14 protein-coding genes and 1 pseudogene are annotated in these 21,571 nt (G+C 70.2%); 4 read left to right on the top strand and 11 right to left on the bottom strand.

Annotated elements, in window-relative coordinates; all coding sequences use genetic code 11:
- Positions 1-77: 77 nt before the first annotated feature.
- A complete protein-coding gene (locus ACFQ6S_RS07560) occupies positions 78-1,109 on the top strand; it encodes a phosphotransferase (protein WP_383404792.1) in 1,032 nt (343 codons plus the stop codon).
- Here the strand turns inward: ACFQ6S_RS07560 and ACFQ6S_RS07555 are convergent.
- Positions 1,106-3,982, bottom strand: coding sequence for a tetratricopeptide repeat protein (locus ACFQ6S_RS07555; protein WP_383404790.1), 2,877 nt, complete (start codon positions 3,980-3,982; stop codon positions 1,106-1,108). The two genes, ACFQ6S_RS07560 and ACFQ6S_RS07555, sit on opposite strands and share 4 nt — an antisense overlap.
- A gap of 217 nt (positions 3,983-4,199) precedes the next feature.
- Here ACFQ6S_RS07555 and ACFQ6S_RS07550 point away from each other — a divergent pair, with 217 nt between their 5' ends.
- The 3 genes and pseudogenes from ACFQ6S_RS07550 to ACFQ6S_RS07540 all read left to right on the top strand — a co-directional run.
- The gene (locus tag ACFQ6S_RS07550; RefSeq protein ID WP_383404788.1) at positions 4,200-4,592 is read left to right on the top strand and encodes a hypothetical protein; all 393 of its coding nucleotides are present in this window, start codon (positions 4,200-4,202) and stop codon (positions 4,590-4,592) included.
- A 30-nt stretch (positions 4,593-4,622) separates the two neighbouring features.
- Positions 4,623-5,708, top strand: a complete 1,086-nt coding sequence (locus ACFQ6S_RS07545) for a UDP-galactopyranose mutase (protein ID WP_383404786.1) — start codon at positions 4,623-4,625, stop codon at positions 5,706-5,708.
- Between the two features lie 138 nt (positions 5,709-5,846).
- A pseudogene (locus ACFQ6S_RS07540) lies at positions 5,847-6,360 on the top strand (glucoamylase family protein); the annotation flags it as partial.
- A gap of 41 nt (positions 6,361-6,401) precedes the next feature.
- Here ACFQ6S_RS07540 and ACFQ6S_RS07535 read toward each other — a convergent pair.
- From ACFQ6S_RS07535 to ACFQ6S_RS07490, 10 genes are all read right to left on the bottom strand, one after another.
- Positions 6,402-7,085, bottom strand: a complete 684-nt coding sequence (locus ACFQ6S_RS07535) for a TetR/AcrR family transcriptional regulator (RefSeq protein ID WP_383404784.1) — start codon at positions 7,083-7,085, stop codon at positions 6,402-6,404.
- A 76-nt stretch (positions 7,086-7,161) separates the two neighbouring features.
- Positions 7,162-8,811 carry an allophanate hydrolase gene (atzF, locus tag ACFQ6S_RS07530; protein ID WP_383406477.1) on the bottom strand — a complete coding sequence of 550 codons (1,650 nt, stop codon included), beginning with the start codon at positions 8,809-8,811 and terminating at the stop codon, positions 7,162-7,164.
- A 5-nt stretch (positions 8,812-8,816) separates the two neighbouring features.
- Positions 8,817-12,407, bottom strand: coding sequence for an urea carboxylase (gene uca, locus ACFQ6S_RS07525; protein WP_383404782.1), 3,591 nt, complete (start codon positions 12,405-12,407; stop codon positions 8,817-8,819).
- Positions 12,404-13,219 carry an urea amidolyase associated protein UAAP2 gene (locus ACFQ6S_RS07520; RefSeq protein ID WP_383404780.1) on the bottom strand — a complete coding sequence of 272 codons (816 nt, stop codon included), beginning with the start codon at positions 13,217-13,219 and terminating at the stop codon, positions 12,404-12,406. Before ACFQ6S_RS07520 ends, uca begins: the two co-directional genes overlap by 4 nt.
- A 1-nt stretch (position 13,220) precedes the next feature.
- Complete coding sequence (locus tag ACFQ6S_RS07515; RefSeq protein WP_383404778.1) at positions 13,221-14,171, bottom strand: urea amidolyase associated protein UAAP1; 951 nt, start codon at positions 14,169-14,171, stop codon at positions 13,221-13,223.
- Positions 14,172-14,249: 78 nt separating this feature from the next.
- Positions 14,250-15,842, bottom strand: a complete 1,593-nt coding sequence (locus ACFQ6S_RS07510) for an amino acid permease (RefSeq protein ID WP_383404776.1) — start codon at positions 15,840-15,842, stop codon at positions 14,250-14,252.
- Positions 15,843-16,056: 214 nt separating this feature from the next.
- On the bottom strand, positions 16,057-17,421 hold the full coding sequence (locus ACFQ6S_RS07505; protein WP_383404774.1) for a carotenoid oxygenase family protein: 1,365 nt from the start codon (positions 17,419-17,421) through the stop codon (positions 16,057-16,059).
- 36 nt (positions 17,422-17,457) lie between these two features.
- Entirely contained in the window at positions 17,458-17,898 is a 441-nt protein-coding gene (locus ACFQ6S_RS07500) for an SRPBCC family protein (RefSeq protein WP_383404772.1), read from the bottom strand.
- 55 nt (positions 17,899-17,953) lie between these two features.
- Complete coding sequence (locus ACFQ6S_RS07495) at positions 17,954-19,441, bottom strand: MFS transporter (RefSeq protein ID WP_383404770.1); 1,488 nt, start codon at positions 19,439-19,441, stop codon at positions 17,954-17,956.
- 128 nt (positions 19,442-19,569) lie between these two features.
- Positions 19,570-21,570 carry an ATP-binding protein gene (locus ACFQ6S_RS07490; protein WP_383404768.1) on the bottom strand — a complete coding sequence of 667 codons (2,001 nt, stop codon included), beginning with the start codon at positions 21,568-21,570 and terminating at the stop codon, positions 19,570-19,572.
- Position 21,571 lies beyond the last annotated feature (1 nt).

Here is a 21,571-nt window from a genome sequence, read left to right as displayed (position 1 = left end):
ACGCTCGGCCGCCGGGGCGGTAACCCAGGGGGAACGGGGTGTCCTACATGCTTCGCCATCGCAGAGAACTGTCGGCTGTGACCACGAGACTGCGGGAGCAGGCGGAGCACTCCTTCTCCGGAGGGGAGTCCGCGCTGATCGGGGTGCTGGGCGACCGGCTCGTGTCGGTATTGCGGTCACACAACACACCGTCGACGCTGTACTACGTCTGCGCTGACGGCGAGACGTACGTAGTGAAGGTGGAGTTCGGACGCGCGCCCACCCTGCGGGACGAGATCCGCTGGTACCGGGATGTGGCCCGAAGGGGTCTGCCAAGAAGTCTGTTCATCACCGGCCATGCCGGCCCGGGCCTGTCGTTCCTCCTGCTGAAACGCTTCGGTGACGGCTCCACCGTGGACGACCTCGCGCTCGCCGGTGAGTCGGCCGGTCAGGTTGGCCGCCACGCCGCGAGCGCTCTGGACGACGACATAGAGCTGTTTCACCGCACAGAGCGCCACGTCGGTCAGGATCACGTACACCAACTGACCGAGCGACGTCTTGCCGTGCGTCGCTCGCAGGCACGGGAGTTCCCCTACCTGCGCACGCTGATGGACGCGGATGTCGTCACGATGAATGGAGCCGGGCTGCCAGGCGTGTCACGTTGTCTGAACCGCCTCCTCGGCGATCCTCGCCTGGTGTCCTACCTGACGCCGTACCGCGTCGGGATGACGTTCGGGGATCTGCACTGCGGAAACATCCTCGTCCATGAAGGGTCCACAGAGGTGGTCGACCCCCGAGGGGGGCACCTGCTGCCCATCACATACGACTACGGCAAGCTGGTCCAGTCAGTCGAGGGCGGTTACGGAGCCATCATGGCTGGGCGGTATGTGCTGCGCCGGACGGGCAAGGCCGCGTACGAATTCGCCGTGGAGGCGGTGCCAGGTTACGCGGGCCTCGCGGCGCTACTGGCAGCGCGTTGCGACGAGCGCTCTTACCTCCAGTCCTTGTTCCAGGCAGCGTTGCACTTCGTTGCCATGTTGCCCCATCACGCCTCGGCGCAGGAGGAAACCACAGCCCTGTTTCTCTGTGGCGTCTCGCTGTTCGACAAACTGCTCGCACTGCTCGCCTAGGAGCAACCCCCGCTTTGTCGCAGCCGGTCCAATGCGGCCCGAGTTGCCCGGGTCTCAGGATGGCCCTCGCCCAGAATTCTCGACCGGCCGTCCGCCGCGCTGCGCAGAGCGGACAGCGCCCCCGCTATATCGCCGGCCTCCGCACGCCACCGGCCCAGTTCGGCGTAGCTGACGAGCGTGTGCGGATGCTCGGTTCCCAAGACACGCAGCCGGTCCGCGAGCACAGCGGCCAATCCCGTCAAGCCTGCCTCAAGGTCCCCGGCCTCCGCTTGCCACCGGGCGAGTTCGTGCCGGGTGGCCATTGTGTCGGGATGATCGGCGCCGAGGATGCGGAGCCGGTCCGGCAGCACATCCCCGAGACCCCGCACTGCGGTATCAGGATCTCCCGCGTGCCCGCTCCACCGAGCGACCTCGTGCCTCGTGGTGAGGGTGTCGGGATGGTCCGGTCCGAGGACTCGCAGTCGGTCGATGAGCAGCGCATTGAACGCGGCAGGCGCATCGGCGGGTCCGTCGGCCTCACCGCTCCACCGGGCCAGGTTCGCCCGGGTGTCGAGTACGTCCGGGTGATCGGGCCCCAAGACCTTGATCCGATCGCGCAGCAGGTCGCGGAACGCCCCGACGGCCCCCTCGGCGTCCCCGGCCTTGCCCCGCCAGTAGGCAAGGTTGCTGCGGGTAGCGAGGGTGTGCGGATGGTCAGCGCCCAATATCCTGGTTCGGTCGCCCAGCAGTTGTTCGAGGGCGCGCGCCGCGCCCGCACTGTCGCCGGCTTCTCCGCGCCAGTAGGCCACGTTGTTGCGCGTGTTAAGCGTATCGGGCTGGTCCGGACCGAGGACCCTGAGACGATCTTCGAGGAGTGCCTCCAGCGCTCGGGCGGCTCCAGCCGCGTCGCCGGCTTCTCCGCGCCAGTAACCAAGGTTGTTGCGAGCCTTGAGTGTGGCGGGGTGATCCGCGCCCAGAGTGGTGAGCATGTCCTCAAAAACCTCTTCGAGGCCTTTCGCCGCAGCGGCAGCGTCCCCCGTCTCACCTCGCCAGCGGGCGAGTGTGGCCCGGCTCGCCAGGGTGTCGGGATGCAGAAGACCCAGCACGCTCTGCCGGGTGGTGAGAACCTCCTGCGTCGCGGCCAGTGCCCCGCCCGCGTCACCGGCGTGGCCTCGCCATCGGGCCAGGTCCTGCAGGCTCGTCAAGGTACTGGGGTGTTCCGGGCCGAGCAATCGAGACTGTTCATCCGCCACCTGCCCAAGTGTGCGAACGGCGGTCGCGGGATCTCCGGCGTGCCCCTGAGCCCGGCCGATTCTGGCGCGGGCTGCCAGCACCTCGGGGTGGTCGGGGCCGAGGAACCGTGAGGCCGATTCGGCCATCTTGGTCCAGTAACCGATTGCCGCTGCCTGCAGGCCGACGTCGAACAAGCTGTCACCCGCGCGATACAGCAGCCTGAATCGCTCGGACGTCCACAGATGATCCCCCGCGACCCTCGATAGCGCCTCCACATTGGCGCGCAGTACCGCCACCAGGTCGGCATCGAGGTAGGTGTAGGTCGGCCAGATCTCCGCGAGTGCGTCTGCCGCCGCCTCCGCTGCCTGTCCGAGCTGGTCTGGATCCGCGGACTCCCTCACCGCGCGAGCTGTCACCGCATGGACGCCCAAGGCGCGAGGACCCCCCGCCGAGTCGATGTGCAGCAGGCCGTAGGAGTGCAGTGCCAGGCATGTCTCCCAGACGTCCTCAGGAGAGTACGGACGTACAGCGTCACCGGTCGGGTCGGCTTGTGCCGCCGCCGCGGCTGTGTCCCATAGGCGCATCGGGTGCCCGGCCGGATCGAGCAAGGCGGCCATCTGCAATACCTTTTGGGCGGCACCCAGCGGAGGTGTGGCGGCGGCAGCCTCCAGACCGAGCGTCAAGGTGACAACGATGGGACGCCCGTAGGCCTCGGTGTCCGCCCATCCGGGCAGCAGCTCTGCTAGTGACGCCGACTCCTGCACGTAGCGTTGGAGGTAGTCGGTGCAGGTGAGGCGCTGCTTGCGAATCAGGTAGGCGGCGGCGTGGGAGAGCGCCAGTGGCAGGTGCCCCAGCGCCTCGGCGAGGTCGTCGACCGAGGCGTCCAGCAAGTGCCCGAAGCCTGACGAGGACAGTCGCTGACGCAGGTAGGCTGCCGACTCCTCCGGCCGAAACGTCCGCACATCGACCACGCTCCTGCCTCCGCCACTCAGTGTGGGCTCCTTTCTCCGTGTCGTGGCGACGACGTGGCCCCGGTCGCCTGGCCCGCGCGGCCAAAGGTCGTCCACGTCGCGCATATCGGCAATGTCGTCGAGAACGACCAGCCACGATCTGGTGCCGACAGTCAGCCAGGCCAGCAGGACTTGGGCGTCGTGCACCACATCGTCCCCTGTGGTGCCGGGTATGGCGAGGCGACGTGCCGCTTCCGCGTAGGTCAGCTGGACGCTCTCACGCGACACGGCCGTCGCCCAGATGACCACATCTCTCCTGTTGCCCTGCGGATCGAGCGCCCGATAGGCGAACGATGCGGCGAGTTGGGACTTGCCGGCACCGCCGCCCCCGACCAGTACCTGAGTCGGCACCATGCCTGGTGCCAAGCGCGATCCGGTGACCAGCTGGTCACGCAACCGCGAGCGAGGCTGGAAAGCCGAGGCCAGAGCAGGGAGTGCGCCGATGACGACGGGCCAGAGATCCGGACGCGATGCAGTGCCGTGGATGTTGATCTGAGTATTGCCGCCCGAGCTGTTGACCTGGGAACCATGGGCGCTGTCTGCGGCGAAGACAGGTGCTGAAGAAGCAAGTGGCGCCGCAGAACCGGTGGTCGATGCTGTGCCTTCGTCGTCGGAGGATTCCGGGCGGGCACTGCTCGTTCCAGATGTCATGCTCGTCGAGCCTTCGACACTTGGGAGCCGGTGGCACGCTGCCAGGTGTCTGGCGCGCACGGGGCGGCAAAGGTACTTGGCGGTACGCGCGGCTCACAAGGGCGCGTCAGGAGCGCACAGCGGCTCGCAGCGACCGCTTTCCACGCCGTACCTCACCACCTGAGCCCCGCTAGCATGCGGCTGGGCGAAACTCCTCTCGTTAACTGGGGGAAACCACATGGAACTTGAAGCGGTATCACTGGTGCTGGGGGCGCTTGCGGCCGGAGGCGCGCAAGGCTTGCAGGACACGGCGAGTGCGGCGGTGCAGGAGGCATACGCCCGGCTGCGTGGCTTGTTGGCGGGACGCGTTCGCGGGGACCGTGAGATGGAGGCTGTGATCGACGACTACATCGAGGCTCCCGAGGCGTGGCGCACAACGCTCGAGACCGCCCTGCAGGAGAGCGGAGCGCTGAACGACCCTGCCATTTTGGGAGCGGCACACCACCTCATGGCGCTTCACGATCCGGCATACGCCGCGCGTGGGCAGTACTCCATCAGCATCGACAACTCGTCGGGCCTCCAGGTGAACCACCTGGGCGGCAACGTGCAGGTGAACACTTTCAACAGCTGATAACCGACGATGGGCGGCACGGTAGCCATAGTGGGCGCCGGCCTGGCGGGCGCGGCTGCGGCGTGGTACCTGACCCGGCGCGGATTCTCAGTCGAGGTCTACGAACAGGCGCAAGTGGTGGGGGGCCACGTGCGCACGGAGTGGTTTCGTGGCATCCCTTACGAGCCTCACGGGGCCCACATCTTCCATACCGATCACCGCACTGTTTGGAACCTGGTTTCCGGCGTGGTCGAATTCGTTCCGTATCGACATCGCGTCCTCACGCGACTTCGGGGTCGTCTGGTGTCGTGGCCACCGCAGAGGGCCGATTTGTGCGCGCTGCCCGACTTCGCCGACATCGCGCGGGAGTTAGCGAATCTGCCCGGCCCTACGGACGAGTCCGATTTTGAGTCGTACTGCGTCTCCGTTCTGGGGCCGACCCTCTACGGCGAGTGCGTTCGCGCCTACACCGAGAAGCAGTGGGGGCGACATCCCAGCACGCTATCGGCAGCCGTTGCCAGGGGCCGTGTGGAGCTACGGGACGACGGTTGCCACGACTTCTTCCGGGACACCTACCAGGGATGGCCCCGCCGAGGCTACGGGGACCTCGTCGAGGCACTCCTCCGCCCATCCGTCGTGCACCTCGGATGCCGAATCACCCTCAAGGATCTGCCGGAAATCTCGCAAGTAGGCCGGCCAGTGATCGTGACGTCCGCGCTGGACGACTTCCTTGGTGAGCCCGGGGCCCTTCAGTGGAGAGGGGTGCGGTTGCAACCCGTGTACCTGCCGGAGACTGCCCTCGCTCAACCTGCGATGGTTGTCAACGAACCTTCTGCGTCTCTGGCGTGGACACGATCGATCGAGACCAAGTGGGCCCTCCCTGAACTGCACAATCGACTCGGCACCCTAGTGCTGCGGGAGTATCCCGGCGTGAGAGCCAAGCACTATCCGGTCCTGGATGCGGCAGACGGGAACCAGCGGACCCAGCGGGAACTGGAACGTCGGCTGCGCAGCCAGTCCCGGAACCCCATTTACCTGGCCGGCCGGTTGGCCACTTACTCGTACATCAACATGGACGTCGCGATTTTGCATGGACTGCGTGCCGCGGAAAGGGTGGCGGCTCAAGAGGAGTGCTGACGACGCCAGCGCGTATTCCTGCGGGCGAGAGTCGCCCGGGCCTGCCCGCGTGCCGGTTGCCATCCAGCAAGCTTTCAGCTTCGGGGTGGATCACGGCACCTGCCTCCCCGGAGCCGGGCCGCACCATCAGGCGCACCCCTGATGGTCCCGCTCTTCGTGCCCGAGGCCGAGTGGTCCCCGCACTCCTGGGGCACCACGCCCCAGCGCTACGTCCGCAGCCAGATCGAACACGGCCTGAACGACGAGGGATACGGCTACTGGGGATTCTCCCCGGCCTCGATCCCCGACGGCGGCTACCGCGAGTACGGGGTCGACGCCATCCGCATGCAGGAGGACGGTTACCACTCGCTCGGCGTCGTCACCCCCGCACGCCAACTTTCTCGCCCCTCCCCAGGCGCCCACCGAGGCCCTCGCCAACCTTCGCGCCCTGGACCGCACCTTCGACGCCTACGACGACCGCCACGGCTTCCGCGACTCGGTCGACGTCACCACCGGCCGCGTCAGCGATTTCGTCCTGGCCCTCGACCAGGGCATGATCACCGCCGCCCTGGCCCAGCGGTTGCGGCCCGGACTGCTCCAAGTCCCCTTCCGTGCGGGCGGCTTCACCAGCCGAGTGCGACCCCTGCCGCGCAAGGAGCGGTTCTCGATCTGAGCCCTCCCGAGGTCAAAGGTCGAAGACGGGCGGGCCGTTGGTCATGCCAGGCCGCTGAGCAGGACGTGTGCCTCGTCCCTGGCGGCGGCCACGGTCTGCTCGTCGAGCCCGCACAGCCGTAGGCACGACGACGCGATGGCATCCGTGTCGTCCGCTTCCGGCTCACGGGAACGCCGTATCTGGATGACGACTTCCACCAGCTGGATCAGCAGTTCCCCGATCCGCTCGGACGGCATGCTTCCGGTGACGCCCTCGGCCGCCGCCGAAGCGCCGAGAACCCCGTAGCTGTGCTGCAGCCGGCCCCGGTCGGCGCGGAAGGCGTCGAACCGCTCGGCCAGCACCTCCGGGAGCAGATAGAGCGTGCCGATGTTGTACGGGGTGCGGGACAAGGTGCGTACGTCCGTCGCGGCCACCGCGTAGAGCGCCGCGGCCGCACTCGCCTGCTCCGGCGCCAACGCCTGGATGCGCTCCACCATCTCCAGACTCGGCCGGACCGAAGTGGCCAGCAGTTCGGCGAGGATCTCGTCCTTGGTGGCGAAGTGGTAGTACAGCGAGGCCTGTCGGATGCCCACCCGCTCGGCGATCATGCGGGTGCTGGTGGCGGCGATCCCGTGTTCGACGAAGAGCGCACCGGCGGCGTCGAGGATCTGTTCCCGACCAGAGGCGTTGGGGTCGGACGGCGGCGTGTGCCGGGGTCTTCCTTGGCGGGGCCGCGTCGTCGTCATGATTTCATCCTGCCACCTCGGCCAACGGCTTCCGGCGGTGACCGGCGCCCGGGGTGCCCGCCGGTGCCTCCTGCGGTCACGTGAAGGCCAGATAGGCCCGCCAGCCTCCGAAACGGGTGATGTCGGGCGCGTTCTCGACGGCGTACGGCTCGACCAGGAAGCCACTGATCTGCCGTCCGTCGGCCAGTTCGACGGTGCCGATGGTCATCGGCGCGGGAACGGCGGCGGTCAGTGCCCCGAACCCTGCTGCCGGCAGCCGCCAGACCTCGCCCTCGATGCCTGAGCCGCCCTCGCCGATCCGGACCAGGCCCGGCTTGGGCGGCTGGGTGGCCAGGGCGTGCAGCCGGTAGTTGCCTGCGGTGCGCGCCGGGCCCACCAGCGTGCCGCCTGCCTGAACCAGCTGTGCGTTGAGGGGCTGTCCGGTGAGGTGGGCGCCGACCACGAACAGGTCGAGCCCCGGGTTGGCGAACCGCTCGGCCAAGGCGGCAAGGGCGCGGTCGGAGAAGGCCGGGCCGGTGAGCATCACGCCGAACGGCAGGTCGTCCACGAACCCGGCGGGGACGGCGAGCGAGGCGTAGTCCAGCAGATTGGCGAAGTTGGTGAAACGCCCCATCCGCGCGTTGGCGCCGACCGGGTCGGCCGCCACCTCGTCGAGGGTGGGGTGCCAGGTGGTGGTCGGGGTGAGGAGCGCCGCGCAGCCGTCGAGAGCCGCGCGTGCGGCGGCGCCGAGGGCGGCGAGCCGGGCGGAGTCGGCGGCCCAGTCGACGGCGGTCTTCTCGCGGCCGGCCAGCACGATGGCAGCGACGGTGGGGTCGAGGTCCGTACCGATCAGGGCCCGGTGCTTCTCCAGATGCTCGCCCACGGCGGCGTACCGCTCGGCCACGAACGCACCGCCGTACAGCAGTTGAGCGGCCTCCAGCAGCGGGGTCACATCGACCTCGACGATCTCCGCTCCGCTGCTCGCCAGGCGGGCGACTGCGGCGTCGAAGGCTTCGCGCCACCCTTCGGCCATGTCCCGCAGGTTCTCGTCCGCCGGTACGGCGACCTTGGGGCGCGCGGCGGGCGGCGGAAGCTGGGTGCCGGTGCGGGAGAGCGGGTCGGCCGGGTCGGGGCCCTCGACGATCTCCGCGGCTGTGCGGGCGAGCCGGAGGTCGCGGGCGAAGACGGTCACGCAGTCGAGGGTGTAGCAGGCGGGGACCACTCCGGTCACCGGCACCAGGCCCTTGGTGGGCTTGACGCCGACGATGCCGTTGAGTGCGGCGGGCACCCGCCCGGAGCCGGCCGTGTCGGTGCCCAGCGCGATGTCGGCTATGCCCAGTGCGACCGCGACCGCGGAGCCGGCGGACGACCCGCCGGAAATGCGGGCCGGATCCCAGGCGTTGCGTACGGCGCCGTAGGGGCTGCGGGTGCCGACCAGGCCGGTGGCGAACTGATCCAGGTTGGTCTTCCCGAGCACCACCGCGCCGGCCGCGCGCAGCCGTGCCACCGCGGGCGCGTCGGCCCCGGGCAGGTAGGCGTAGGAAGGCGCGCCGGCGGTCGTGGGCAGGCCGGCCACGTCGATGTTGTCCTTGACGGCTGCGATCAGGCCTGCCAGCGGCAGCTTCGGATCGATCGCGGCCGCCTCGGCGAGCACCTCGTGGCGTGGCCTGAGGTGGATCCAGACCTCGGGCCGGTCCGCGGACTCGATGCGGTCGTAGGCGGCCTCGACGCGTTCGGCGGGTGTCATGGCGCTCATGCCTTCACCGCAGCGAGGACCTGACCGGGCGCGACCTGATCACCGGGCCGGACGTAGATCTCCAGGAGCGTTCCGGTGGTGGGGGCACTCACTTTGGACTCCATCTTCATCGCCTCCAAGGAGAGGATCGGGTCGCCCTCGGCGACGGCGGTGCCCGGCTGGGCGATGGTCTGCCAGACGGTGGCGGTGAACGGCGCGGTGACCGGGACCGCGCCGTCCGGGACGGCGACGGCATCGGCGGGCGGGGGTTCGGAGTCGTCGTCACGGTCGAACTCGCCGGCGGCCCGCCAGCGTTCCTTCTCGGCCTCGAACGCGGCGCTCTGCCGCTGCCGGAAGGCCGCGATCGAGTCGGTGTTGGCGGTCAGGAAGGCGTTGTACTCGGCGATCGAGAAAGTGCCCTCCTCCGTGTCGAAGTGGCCTCGCCCGGCATCGGTCTCGGCGCGCAGTTCGAGCAGTTCCTCCGCGGTGACGGGGTACCACTCGATGCGGTCGAAGAAGCGCAGGGCCCACGGGGAGTCCTGGAACAGGCCGCCCCTGCGGAACCGGTTCCATATCTGCACGGTGCGACCGACGAACTGGTAGCCGCCGGGACCCTCCATGCCGTAGATGCACAGGTAGGCACCGCCGATGCCGACGGAGTTCTCCGCGGTCCAGGTGCGGGCCGGGTTGTACTTGGTGGTCACCAGGCGGTGCCGTGGGTCGAGCGGGGTGGCCACGGGGGCGCCGAGATAGACGTCACCGAGGCCGAGCACCAGGTACGAGGCGTCGAAGACCGTGCGGTAGACGTCGTCGGCGGTCTCCAGGCCGTTGACCCGGCGGATGAACTCGATGTTCCACGGGCACCAGGGGGCGTCGTCGCGCACCCCGGCCATGTACCGCTCGATGGCGAGGCGGGTCGCCGGGTCGTCCCAGCTGAGCGGCAGCCGCACCGTGCGGGAGGGGACCACCAGCTCGTTGGTGGGCGGGACCTCGTCCTCCAGTTCGCGCAGCAGGGCGGTGAGGTCACGGGCTTTCAGTCTGCGGGCGTCGGTGTGGATCTGCAGTGACCGGATGCCCGGGGTGACGTCGATGATGCCGTCGGGCGCGTGCGCGGCCAGGGTCTCCTGGAGGGCGTGCACGCGCATCCGCAGGCCGAGGTCGAGCGCCATGGGGCCGTACTCGACGAGGACGTTGTCGTCGCCGTCCCGGCGGAAGGTGACGCCGGGGCGGGTGTCCGTTGCCTCCAGGCGGCCCAGTATGCCGTCGTCGCCGTCTCCGCCCGTGCTGATCAGCGCGGGTGAGGCGCGGTGGGCGTCGAGGTCGGCCGCCTCGGCCTCCTTGACCGCCACGAACCGGACGGTGTCGCCGGGGCGGAGCTGGCCGAGCTTCCACAGGTCGCCGCTGGCGACCACGGCGGGGCAGACGAACCCGCCGAGGGACGGTCCGTCGGGGCCCAGGATGATCGGCGTGTCGCCGGTGAAGTCCAGAGCACCCACCGCGTACGGCGTGTCGTGGATGTTCGAGGGGTGCAGTCCGGCCTCGCCGCCGTCCTGGCGTGCCCAGCGCGGTTTGGGTCCGATCAGACGGATGCCGGTGCGGGCCGAGTTGTGGTGCACCTTGTAGTCGGTGGCGTAGAGGGTGTCGATGTCCTCGCGGGTGAAGAACTCCGGTGCCGCGTGCGGCCCTTCGGTGACACCGATCTGCCAGGACGACATGATCGCGGGACGGCGCTCGGGCGGGGTCGGGCCACCGGCGGTGGCACCGGAGGCCGCGGGCCGCAGTACGTCTCCGGCGAGCAGTGCCCGGCCGCCGTGCCCGCCGAAACCACCGAGAGTGAACGTCGAGGCGCTGCCCAGGTATTCGGGTACGTCGATGCCGCCCCGGACGGCCACATAGCTGCGCAGACCGGGCCCCGGTGCGGTGCCGAGGACCAGGGTGGCGCCGGCCGGGACCGGCACCGGCTCCCACAGGACCGCGGCGGTGCCGTCCACCGTGGCCGGGACGGGGGCACCGGTGACGGCGACCACGGTGGCGGTGGAGAAGCGCAGTGTCAGGCCGCCCGCCGTGACCTCCAGCGCGGGAGCCTGGGCCAGGTTGCCGACGGCCAGATTGGCCTCGGCGAAGGAGACGGGGTCGAAGGGGCCGCTCGGCGGCACGCCCACGTGCCAGTAGCCGAGTCGGCCCGGCAGGTCCTGGACGGTGGTCATCGGTCCTGGCACCAGGACGTCGATGCGCTGCTCGGGATCTGCGGTGCTGGTGAGGGTGCTGGTGCTGTGCATGGCCTCGCGCACGTCGCGCCGCACGGTCAGCGAGCGCAGCAGACCCAAGTTGGTGACGATGCCGTCGACGCGGCTCGCGCCCAGGGCCTCGCCGAGCACGTCGAACGCGGCGTCGCGGGAGGCGCCGTGCGCGATGACCTTGGCGAGCATGGGGTCGTAGTACGGCGAGATCTCCAGGCCCGTGTCAGCGAAACCGTCGACCCTGACACCCGGCATCTCGTCGGTGCCCTGCCCGGGGAAGAGCGCCCGGGTGATCAGGCCCGAGGAGGGCAGGGAGTCCTTGCCGGGGTCCTCGGCGTAGACGCGGGCCTGAACGGCGTGTCCGGTGGGCTTCCACTCCCGCTCGAACACCGCGTCGTCGACCCGGCCGTCGCGGGCCAGGGTGAGCATGAGCTCCACGAGGTCGACGCCGTACACCTCCTCGGTCACCGGGTGCTCGACCTGTAGCCGGGTGTTGACCTCCAGGAAGGCGGCCTCCTCGCGCACCGGGTCGTAGACGAACTCCACGGTCCCCGCGCCCCGGTAGCCGACCGATGCGAGCAGCCGGCGTGACGAGTCGTGCAGCAGTGCGCGGACACGGTCGGGCAGGGCGGGGGCCGGGGCCTCCTCGATCACCTTCTGGTTGCGGCGCTGAAGCGAACAGTCGCGGTCGCCGATGACGGCGATCCGCCCGGCGCCGTCGCCGAAGACCTGCACCTCGACGTGGCGGGCCGGGCGCACCAGGCGCTCCAGGAACACGCCGGCCGATCCGAAGTTGGACTCCGCGAGCGTGGCCACGCGTGCGAAGGCCTCGCGCACCTCGTCGGCGGTGGCACAGGCCTGCATGCCGATGCCGCCGCCCCCGCCGGTGGCCTTGACCATCACGGGCAGCCCGATCGACTCCGCCGCGGTGACGGCCTCCTCGGCGCTCGCCAGCAGTTCCGTGCCGGCCAGCAGCGGCACCCCGGCGGCCTTGGCCAGGGCGCGGGCGGTGTGCTTCTCGCCGAAGGCCGTGATCTGGTCGGCGGCCGGGCCCGCGAAACGCAGACCGGCATCCTCGACTGCGCGGGCGAAGGCGGCGTTCTCGGACAGGAATCCGTAGCCCGGGTGGATGATCCCGACGCCATGGTCGAGCGCGGCCTCGATGATCGCGTCGCCCCGCAGATACGAGTCGCGGGCGGGCGCCGGACCGAGACGGACCGCGTTGCCGGCCTCACGGACGTGCGGGGCGGCCCGGTCGGCGTCGGAGAAGACGGCGACGGTGGCCAGGCCCATCCGGGTGGCCGTGCGGATCACACGGCGGGCTATCTCACCGCGGTTGGCGACGAGAACGGTGACGGGGCGGGTCACGCGGCGTCCTCCGGGATGCTCCGCGACGTCACGTCGCCGGCGCCCGCGAGGCCGCTCGGATCCACGACGATCATCCGCAGCGGGGTCGGATTGAAGTCGTTGCACGGGTTGTTCATCTGCGGACAGTTGGACACCATCACCAGGACGTCCGTCTCGGCGCGCACCGCGACCCGGCGGCCGGGCGCCGACATGCCGTCCACGATGCCGAGCGCGCCGTCCGCCTCGACGGGCACGTTCATGAACCAGTTGAGGTTGGAGACGAGGTCCCGCACCCCCAGGCCGCGCCGGGACGCCTCGGCGAGGAAGTTCTCGCGGCATCCGTGATGGAACATCACATGATGGCCGTAGCGCAGGGTGTTGGACTCCCTGCCGCAGGCGCCGCCGATCGTGTCCTGGCGGTCGATCTCGTTGGCGACGACGGTCATCAGCGGGCGGCCCTCATTGCTGCGCAGGACCGTGCCGGTGCGCACATAGGCGTTGCCCTGCCAGGCCAGGGTGTCCGGGACGCTGTAGCGCTCCTCCGGATCGTCGGCGTCGTAGAGCAGGCAGTCGGCGGACTGGTTGCCGCCGACATCGACGATCGTCAGGACGTGCCCCTCGCTCACCACCGCCGACCAGGGCGCGTTGGGCGCCACGTTCTGGTCCAGGACCACGGCGCCCTCGACCAGGCTCGCTCCCCAGTCCAGGGCGGATCCCTCGGCGTACACGGCCCCGACCGGGACGGTGGAGGCGATGGTGCCGCCCGAAGCGGTGGGGTGGGGGTTCACCGATTTCGCGGTGCTCCCGGTGTTCTCGGCCTGAGTGCTCGCCATGTCACAGCCCCCGGGCTTCGCAGTAGTCGACGGTGTTGAGATACGCCCGGTGCAGTTCGGGCGTCGCGGTGAACCGCGGCTCGTCGGGCCCGGTCGCGGTGCCACGCCAGGCATGCACCCGCAGTGGCCCGACGACGTAGTCGGGGCTCGGGTCCAGTGGATGGGCGACGTTGGCGACCAGCACCAACAGGGGTATTTCCGCCACGAGTTCGACATGGGCGTCCGGCCCCGCGCTGCCCCGCCACCCGAGGGCGCCGTCCGCCTCGACGCGTACGCCCTGGAAGAAGGACACACTGGGCGGCAGATCGCGTCGGCTCAGGCCGTGCTTGGCGGCGGCTTTGACGAAGAGCCCGCGCCCTGACGGGGACGGCCCCTCGGGGCGGGCGTCACCGTACTTGCTTTCGTTCCAGGCATCGGTGGTGGTGCCGCAGAAGGCGTCGTGCCGGCCGGAGGAGTCGCCGGTGACGACGGCCATGATCCGGCCTTCGCCGGACAACAGCGGGTGGTCGACGCCCAGATAGGCCTGCCAGGGGATCTTCTGGGTGTCGGCGACATTGAGCCGCTCGACGGGTTCCAGGGCGTTGAAGAGCAACAGATGGGCGCAGGCGTCACCGGTCGGATCGTCGAAGCGCAGCCGGGTGCCGCGGGCGAGGACCTTGTGGGTGTAGCCGCCGGGCGCCACCGTCTCCGCCCACACCAGGGCGGCCGGGTCCACTCCTGGCGGGCAGTGCGGGCTCGCGGACGCCGGAAGATACGGCATCCACTCGCCCGCCTGCCCGTCCTGGGCACGGGCGTCGTCGCGAGCGCTGCGGACGCTGTCGGTCAGGTGCAGATCACGCACACTGGCGGCGGGTCGGGCGGTGGGCTGCTGTCGGGCGGCGTTCTCGGTGGGCGGCTCGGCGGGGTGCTGGCCGTGCGGCGCGATGGCCGCGGGCCCGTCCTGCGTGGTCATGGGTGTCCCGTCGTCCCTTCGTCGGGTACGTCGTCGGCGCGTCCGGCGCTGCATGGCCGGGAGCGGACCGCCAAGCCGTCAGGCAGGCTCGGCGACGGCCTCGACCGGCGGCTCGATGTGCGTGTGGGGTACGTGCCTCAGCGCGATGCGGAGGTGCAGGCGGCGGGTGAGGAAGTAGCCGGCACCGACCGCGAGGCTGACGCCGATGAAGAGCAGAGCGCTCCACTGCAGCCACCAGGTGCCCTCGGTGAGGTCGTAGATCTCCGCGCGGGGCCACAGGAGGTTGACGGTCATGCCGACCTGGAAGAGCACGGCGAGCGTGTTGACGACGATTCCCCAACGGCCCAGTGAGAACAGTGGCCGGCCTGTCTCGTCGACGCCGTCCGGGAGTGGGCCGGTGCGTCGGATCCGGGCGACCAGCAGCGGCAGCGTCACGCCCAGGTAGGCCAGGTAGAGCATGGCGATACAGAGGCTGGAGAGCGCGGTGAAGATCGACGACTGGCGGACGTTCACCAAGAGCGCGACAGCGGCGCCCGCACCCACCACGATCGACGTGATGATCGGCGTACCGGTGCGGGCGGAGACCTTCCCGAGGTACCGGTGGAAAGGCAGGGCGCCCTCGCGCGCCATGGAGTAGATCATCCGTGCGCCGGAGGTCTGCACGGCGAGGGTGCAGGCGAACACCGCGACCGCGACACAGCACAGCAGCAGCCGCCCCAGAACGCTTCCGAGCCGGTCGGTGAGTACCCAGGAAAGACCACCTGCGGCAAGGTTGCCGTCGGTCAGACTGCTCGCCGCCAGCAGCCCCGAGAGGATCAGCAGCGCGCCACCGACGCCCGAGATGACCAGCGCCCGAAGGATGGTCCGGGGCGTGGTCCGGCGTGGGCTGTGTGTCTCCTCCGCCAGCTCGCCCGCCGAGTCGAAGCCGACCATGACGTAGGCCGCCATCAGCGAGGACGCGAGGAACGCCCCGACGTAGCCGCCCTCGCCTGCCCAACCCGTGTTGTGGGCCACCACCTGCGGCCCCCGCTCGGGCAGGAAGAAGAGCACCAGCACGAGCACGATCACACCGACGATCTCGATCATGACGCCGACGCTGGTGGCGGCGGCCATCTGACGGATGCCGAGGATGTTCACCACCGTGGTGATCACCAGCAGGAGGCAGCCCAGGAGGACCGCGTTCTGGGCGCCGGTCGGGGAGGCGACCGAGGGGTCGGCGTGCGGGCCGCCGATGATCTGAAAGCCGGACCAGATGCCCGGCAGCACGGCCTGCGCGGCGATCGCGGCAGCCGCGACCGTGAGGATCTGCCCGATGATCATGATCCAGCCGGTGAACCAGCCGACCGTGGTGCCCGCCAGCCGACTCGACCACTGGTAGATCGCCCCGGAGATGGGCCAACGCGCCGCCAACTCGGCGAAGCAGAGTGCGACCAGCAGCTGGCCCGCGAAGACCAGCGGCCAGGTCCAGAAGAACGCCGCCCCGCCGAGGCCGAAGCCGAGGCCGAAGAGCTGGAAGACGGTGGTGAGGATCGACACGAAGGAGAAGCCCGCGGCGAACGACGCGAAGCCGCCCATCCCGCGACGCAGTTCCTGGTGATAGCCGACGGGAGTGGCGCTGGTCGTGACGCCCTCTGCGGGACGTGACGCAGGGGTGAGCTCAGATCGGTTCATCACCGCACCTCCGAACGGGGGTTACCTGTCGAGTGATAGGTATTGCGATGGTGGGGTGGACTGGTCTCACGACCGAGTCGCTGGCGTAAACGTCGTGTAACTGGCCCCTCTCATACGGTACTTGTTGAACTCGCTGCGGCGGCCAGACGGGCCGGAGCGGCCGCCGGGTGTGCCTTGGGGACGGGCACGGCCTGTCCCCAACGCGTGTGTGGTGTCAGACCCGGTATTCGTCGGCGCCGTTGTCCGGGATCCAGGAGCCGTGGAGTCCGGCGCTCACCCGGTGCGGCAGGTGGACGGTGGCGATCCGGTCGAGGCCGGAGGCGTCGAGGACGAGCAGTTGGGAGGCGTCCTGCTTGAGGTCGGAGACGACGGTGAGCAGATAGCCGTCGTCCTCGCGGGTCGCCGCGGCGGCGGGCACGAAGACGGCTTCACTGGGCATGCGGGCGTCACCGACCTGGTGGATGCGACGGGCACCGGTGGTGCGGTCGTACTTGACCAGACCGTAGCCGCCGAGGCCGGTCTCGTCAGGGAAGGAGATGGCGTAGTGGTAGCGGTGCTCGGCGCCCAGGTACGCCTCGTTGAGGGTCGGGAACTCCACCGGCAGGTCGTCCACGATCTGCTCGTCGACGGTCCCGGCCGTCAGGTCGATGACCCACCGCCGGGTGTAGGAGCGGGCAACGGGCTCGGTCCCGCGCCCGGGCGCGTCGACCCACCAGTTCCAGGAGAGCCGGAAGCCCTCGCGGTCCACGGTCGGGCCTTCCAGGACGATGCGGCCCTGGCCGTCCTCGTAGGCGTTGGCGACGTGCAGCATGTTGCCCGGTTCGACGGAGAACCATCGGGTGTGCCGGGCGCCGTCGGTTCCGCGAGGCATCACGCCGATACGGGAAGGGTGCTGGTCGTTCCAGCCATAAGGGATGCCGGAGTGGTCGCTGGGATCGAAGGTGACGTTGCCCTCGACGAAGACCACGTGAGCGCGGGTGATGGCGAAGTCGTGCTTGAGGGAGGAGGTGGCCCCGGGGACTTCGGACTCGTGGACGATCTCGCCCTTGGCGTCGGCGACGTAGTACATCAGGTACGGCGGAACGGGCGACGAGCCGAAGAAGTGGAGCTCTCCCGTCACGGGGTCTTCCTTCGGGTGCGCGGTCATGGCGGTGCGCAGCTTGCCGTTGAAGTCGTAGGCGCCGACCGTCTCCAGGTCGGGGCCGAGTTCGAAGGGAAGGTTGGCCTCGCACAGCGCGAGCAGCCGTCCGGCGTGCTCGATGACGTGGGTGCCGGCGGTGCTGGCCGTCAGATCCGGTCCGTGCTCGGTCATGTAGGGGGCGCCGTCCAGGGCGGGGGTGCGCACCCAGCGGTTGCGGTACCACTCGGCGCGACCCTCGCGCAGCCGGATGCCGTGGACCATGCCGTTGCCCTTGAACCAGTGGGTGGGGGTGACGCCGGGCTTGGGGTTGTGGCCGTTGCGCAGCAGTCGGCCGGTCAGCTCGGGGGGCAGGCTGCCCTCGACGGTGAGTTCGGTGGCGGTGATCTCGTCGGCGACGGGGGTGTAGTGGCCGGTCAGGTAGGGCTTGTTCGCAGTCATGACAGAAGAACCTCTCTCGATGGATGTGATGTGTCGTCAGACGGCCTGTTCGGCACGGGCCTTGAGGCTGGAGAGCCAGTCCGCCAGGGATGCCTGAAGGGCCTCGCCGAGCTGGTCGACCGCGGCCTCGACCGGGTCGCCGCTCCAGGACTCCTCGGTGTGCACGGTGACGTGGTCGACGTTCTGCTCGAACGTCCAGACATGCAGGCCGGCGATGCCGGCGGCAGGACCGCCCCACACGATCCGCTCGCCGGGGATCAGCTCGTGCACGGTGGAGGTGATGTCCAGCCCGTGGGTTCGCCAGCTGAAGGAACTGCCGGGCCTGAGCGGGCCGTTGACGGTGGCCCGCTCGATGTCCGTGTTCCAGGTGGGCCAGGCGGGGATGTCGGTGTGCAGGTCCCACACCGTGGTGAGCGGCGCGTCGATCTTGATGCTGAGACGGACGATGACGGGGGCGGTCTCGTCGATGGTGGCCATGGCTGTGTCTCCTTGGGTGGTTGCGTGAGTGGTGTGGTGCGGCTGATCCAGCGGTTCAGCCGGTGCGGGTGGTTCGTGGGGTTGGGGGACCGGAGGTCGGGCTTGCGGGGACGGTTGCGGTCCGGGCCCTCGTACGGCGGATCAGGAGCGGCGCCAGGAGTGCGGTGACGGCGAGAAGCACGGCCGAGGCGGTGAAAGCGGCCCGGTAGCCCGCGGTGAGCGCCTCCACGTGCGACTCGTGGACAGCGGCATGCGCGGTGACGGAGCCGGCGAGTGTCGCGAGGGCGGCGAGACCGATCGCGCCGCCCACTTGGCGGGTGGTGTTCACCAGCCCTCCGGCCAGTCCCGCGTCCTGGGGCGGGACGCCGTCCACGGCGAGCGCGGTGAGCTGGACGAAGGCGATGCTCAGGCTGAGGCCGACGATGATGCTCGGGCCGAGGATGTCGGCGACGTAGCTTCCGTCGGCGCTGATTTGCGACAGCCACAGGAGCCCGGCGGCCTCGGTGAGCAGGGCCCCGGTCACGGTGGCGGTGGGACCGAATCGCCGGGACAGGCGCGGTGCCAGGGCGGATCCGAGCATGTTGGCGGCGGCGAGCGGGAGTTGGCCCGCTCCGGTGGCCAGGGGGCTGGATCCGAGGACCTGTTGCTGGTAGAGCGGCAGGAAGAAGAACAGGGCGATCCACACGGACCCCAGCAGGGCCATCAGCAGGTTGCCCGCGGCCACCCGGCCCGTGGTGAACAGGCGCGGCGGTATCAGTGCGTTCGGCCGGCGGAGCTCGATCACGGCGAAGGCGGCGAGGAGCGCGAGGGCGCCCCCGAGGGTGCCGAGCACCCGGCCGTCCGTCCACCCGGCACCGCGTGCCTCGGTCAGTCCCCAGACGAGGCAGGTCAGGGCGCCGGTGACGGTGGCGGAGCCCAGGAGGTCGAACCGCCCCGAACGACGGCCGGCCGTTCGCGGGACGAGAACCACCACGGCGGCCAGGACCACCACCGCCCCGAGCGCCACGGAGTGGAAGATCCACGCCCAGCCCCACGCCTGGGTGAGGACACCGCCCAGCAGCACCCCGCCCGCTCCTCCCGCGCCGGAGACCGCGCCCCACACCCCCAGCGCCCTGCCGCGCCCGGCGCCGGACGGAAACAGATCCATGACCAGAGCGAGCGCGGCCGGGGCGATGGCGGCGCCGCCGAGGCCCTGAACGGCGCGGGCCGCGATGAGCACCTCCGCGGAGGCAGCAACTCCCGCTGCCAGCGAGCCAGCCGCGAACAGAGCGAGGCCGACGGCCAGCACCCGGCGGCGTCCCAGCAGGTCGGCCGCCCGTCCGCCCGCCAGGAGCAGCGCTCCGAACGCCAGGGTGTAGGCGTTGACCACCCAGGTGGTGCCACTGTCCGACAGACCGACGCCGGCGCGGATCTGCGGCAGCGCGACGTTCACGATCGACGTGGCGAGCATGACGGTGAACTGGGCTGCGGCGAGCACCGCCAGCACGGCGGATTGCCGGGGGGCGGCCGGCGACTGCCCCGGCTGTGTGCGTGGGAGGTTCATGGCGCACAGCCTCGGTCGGGGCGGTGTCCACTATCCAGGCCCGTCAGGGGCGTTGACTGTCCACTCCTGTCCGCACCTGTCCATCCGATCCCATCCTGTCCCGTCGATGGCGGGAGCGCGGCCCGCGGCTATCGGGGGCCGTGCAACTCCTGCTGCCACAGGGCCTCGCACAGCAGGTCCAGGCCCTGACGCACATGGCGCCGGTAGGTGCCGTACGGAAGAGAGAGGCGGCGGGCGGCGGCCTCCTGGGTGGGCGCACCCGAGAAGTAGCCCGCCGTCAGGGCCTCGCGGGCGCGCACGCCGCGCGGGTCACCGGCGAGGTCGTCGACGGCTTGGCGCAGCAAGGCGCGCAGTTCACCGACGGGGTCGGAGAGGTCGGCCGCCAGACGCGTGCGGGTCAGAGCGCAGGCGGTGAAGGCCGCAGGGTCGCGCCAGTGCGTCAGGGCTTCGCGTACGGCCTGGTCGAACGTGGTGCGTGAGAAGCCCGACGGCCCGGGCGGGGCGGGGACTTCGGTGGCCGATATGAAGCGGCCGAGCCAGGCCTCGACGGACAGCTGGCGCCAGTCGACGCAGAACAGCCCGTAGGTGTGCGCACCGACCCGCGGCCGCGCACCGGTGTCGCTGAGGGTGCCCTTGACGCGCTCGGCCCAGGTCTCGGCGTCCCGCCAGACGGCGAAGCCGTAGGCGCGGCCGCGAGCGCGGGCGGCCTCCGCCTGAGCACGCGAACTGCTCAAGTCGATGACACGGGAAGGGGTTTGGTATCGCTCGGGGTAGACGGAGAACCGGCTGATGCCGATGTGTTCGCCGGGGCTCACCGGCGCGGTGGCGTCCGTGTGCGCCCACGCCGCCGCGACGACGGGATCGGTGGCCAGGTCCTGGGGATCGGCAGGGGCCGGCAGAGCGAGCCGGGTCGTGAAGGCCACGATCCGGCCTGTGCTGACGAGACGGTAGACGCTGAAGGCCTGTGGCTGGCGCTGCGCCCAGTAGCGGACCAGTTCCGCGGAGGCGGGCCCCTCCGTCTCCTGGGCCATCCGGAGCACTGCGTCCATGTCATCCGGATGCAGCGGGCGGTCGTGCACCTCGTCCTCTCGCGACCAGGTTCGCAGTCGTGCCAGGATCTCGCCCTCCCTGAAGAGATAGAAGAGCTCGTCGGTGACGGTCCAGACCCGTTCCTCCGGTGCCTCGCGCAGGAGGCGCAGGTACTCCTCGGCCAACCGCTGCCGCATCGTCGTAAAAGCATGGGGAGCCCGCCAGCGCAGGTCGGCGGCGAGCGTCTCGCGTGCCGCGTCGTGCGGGTGGAGCCCCCGGTGGATGGACTCCATGAAGGGCAGGTCCCTCAGCCAGGAGAAGAGAAGATGGGCGTCCTCCTCGGGCAGGACCGCGGTGAGCAGTTCCTCGGACGTCGAGTGAGCCTGTGCCACCACCTCCAGGGCGCGACGGTGGGCCGCCGACGGCACGTCACCGATCAGCCCGGCCAGCAGGGTTCGCAGGACGTCCGCCGACGGGGCCCAGATCTCCTCGCTGCTGCAGCCCGCCGATCCCGCGGCTGCCGCGAGGGACAGGGCAAGTGGATTGCCGGCCGCGAAACGCAGCACACGATCCCGCAGTTCCGGCCGGATCTGCGCTGCGGTGAGCAGACCCAGAGCCTGTTCCTCGGAGAACGGCTGGAGCTCGGTCACGTGCAGGAGCCCGGTCCAGGCGGGGTCGGCCGTCCATTGCGGCTGGGGGGTGAGCCGACCGGCGAGGACGATCAGCGTGTCGTCGGCGGCGCGCGGCAGAAAGTGCTGCCACAGCCAGCTCTCCAGCCATTGGCAGTGCCCGAAGGAGTCCACGAACAACACCGTGCCGGGAACGTCCAGGAAGGGCCCGGCCGCGCGCTCGAAGTCGGCAGGGTCCCGGCTCACGAATCGGCCGTCGAGTTCGACGAGCAGCCGCCCCGCCGTACGAGCCCGGTCGGCCAGACACCGCAGCAGCGACGATTTCCCTATTCCGCCAGGCCCGCACACGTAGAACGCGAACGGCGCCTGCGCGTCGCCGGCCAAAGCCCCCTCGAAGCGCTCGAGTTCCGCCTCCCGGCCGACGAAAGCCCGTATGCGGGCCCTGCTCAGTCTTTCCCCCACGGACACCATG

It is taken from the genome of Streptomyces sp. NPDC056479, from assembly GCF_042795335.1.
Classification (GTDB): Bacteria; Actinomycetota; Actinomycetes; order Streptomycetales; family Streptomycetaceae; genus Streptomyces.
Note: the sequence above shows the minus strand (reverse complement) of the source record. Positions and strands in the feature narration are given on the sequence as shown.

What these genes read in the sequence shown, in the direction of transcription:
- ACFQ6S_RS07500 (WP_383404772.1), bottom strand. Translation starts at nt 17,898, where the DNA reads ATGGCCACCATCGACGAGACCGCCCCCGTCATCGTCCGTCTCAGCATC.
- ACFQ6S_RS07520 (WP_383404780.1), bottom strand. Translation starts at nt 13,219, where the DNA reads ATGGCGAGCACTCAGGCCGAGAACACCGGGAGCACCGCGAAATCGGTG.
- ACFQ6S_RS07490 (WP_383404768.1), bottom strand. Translation starts at nt 21,570, where the DNA reads ATGGTGTCCGTGGGGGAAAGACTGAGCAGGGCCCGCATACGGGCTTTC.
- ACFQ6S_RS07535 (WP_383404784.1), bottom strand. Translation starts at nt 7,085, where the DNA reads ATGACGACGACGCGGCCCCGCCAAGGAAGACCCCGGCACACGCCGCCG.
- ACFQ6S_RS07515 (WP_383404778.1), bottom strand. Translation starts at nt 14,171, where the DNA reads ATGACCACGCAGGACGGGCCCGCGGCCATCGCGCCGCACGGCCAGCAC.
- ACFQ6S_RS07495 (WP_383404770.1), bottom strand. Translation starts at nt 19,441, where the DNA reads ATGAACCTCCCACGCACACAGCCGGGGCAGTCGCCGGCCGCCCCCCGG.
- ACFQ6S_RS07505 (WP_383404774.1), bottom strand. Translation starts at nt 17,421, where the DNA reads ATGACTGCGAACAAGCCCTACCTGACCGGCCACTACACCCCCGTCGCC.
- ACFQ6S_RS07510 (WP_383404776.1), bottom strand. Translation starts at nt 15,842, where the DNA reads ATGAACCGATCTGAGCTCACCCCTGCGTCACGTCCCGCAGAGGGCGTC.
- ACFQ6S_RS07550 (WP_383404788.1), top strand. Translation starts at nt 4,200, where the DNA reads ATGGAACTTGAAGCGGTATCACTGGTGCTGGGGGCGCTTGCGGCCGGA.
- atzF (WP_383406477.1), bottom strand. Translation starts at nt 8,811, where the DNA reads ATGACACCCGCCGAACGCGTCGAGGCCGCCTACGACCGCATCGAGTCC.
- ACFQ6S_RS07555 (WP_383404790.1), bottom strand. Translation starts at nt 3,982, where the DNA reads ATGACATCTGGAACGAGCAGTGCCCGCCCGGAATCCTCCGACGACGAA.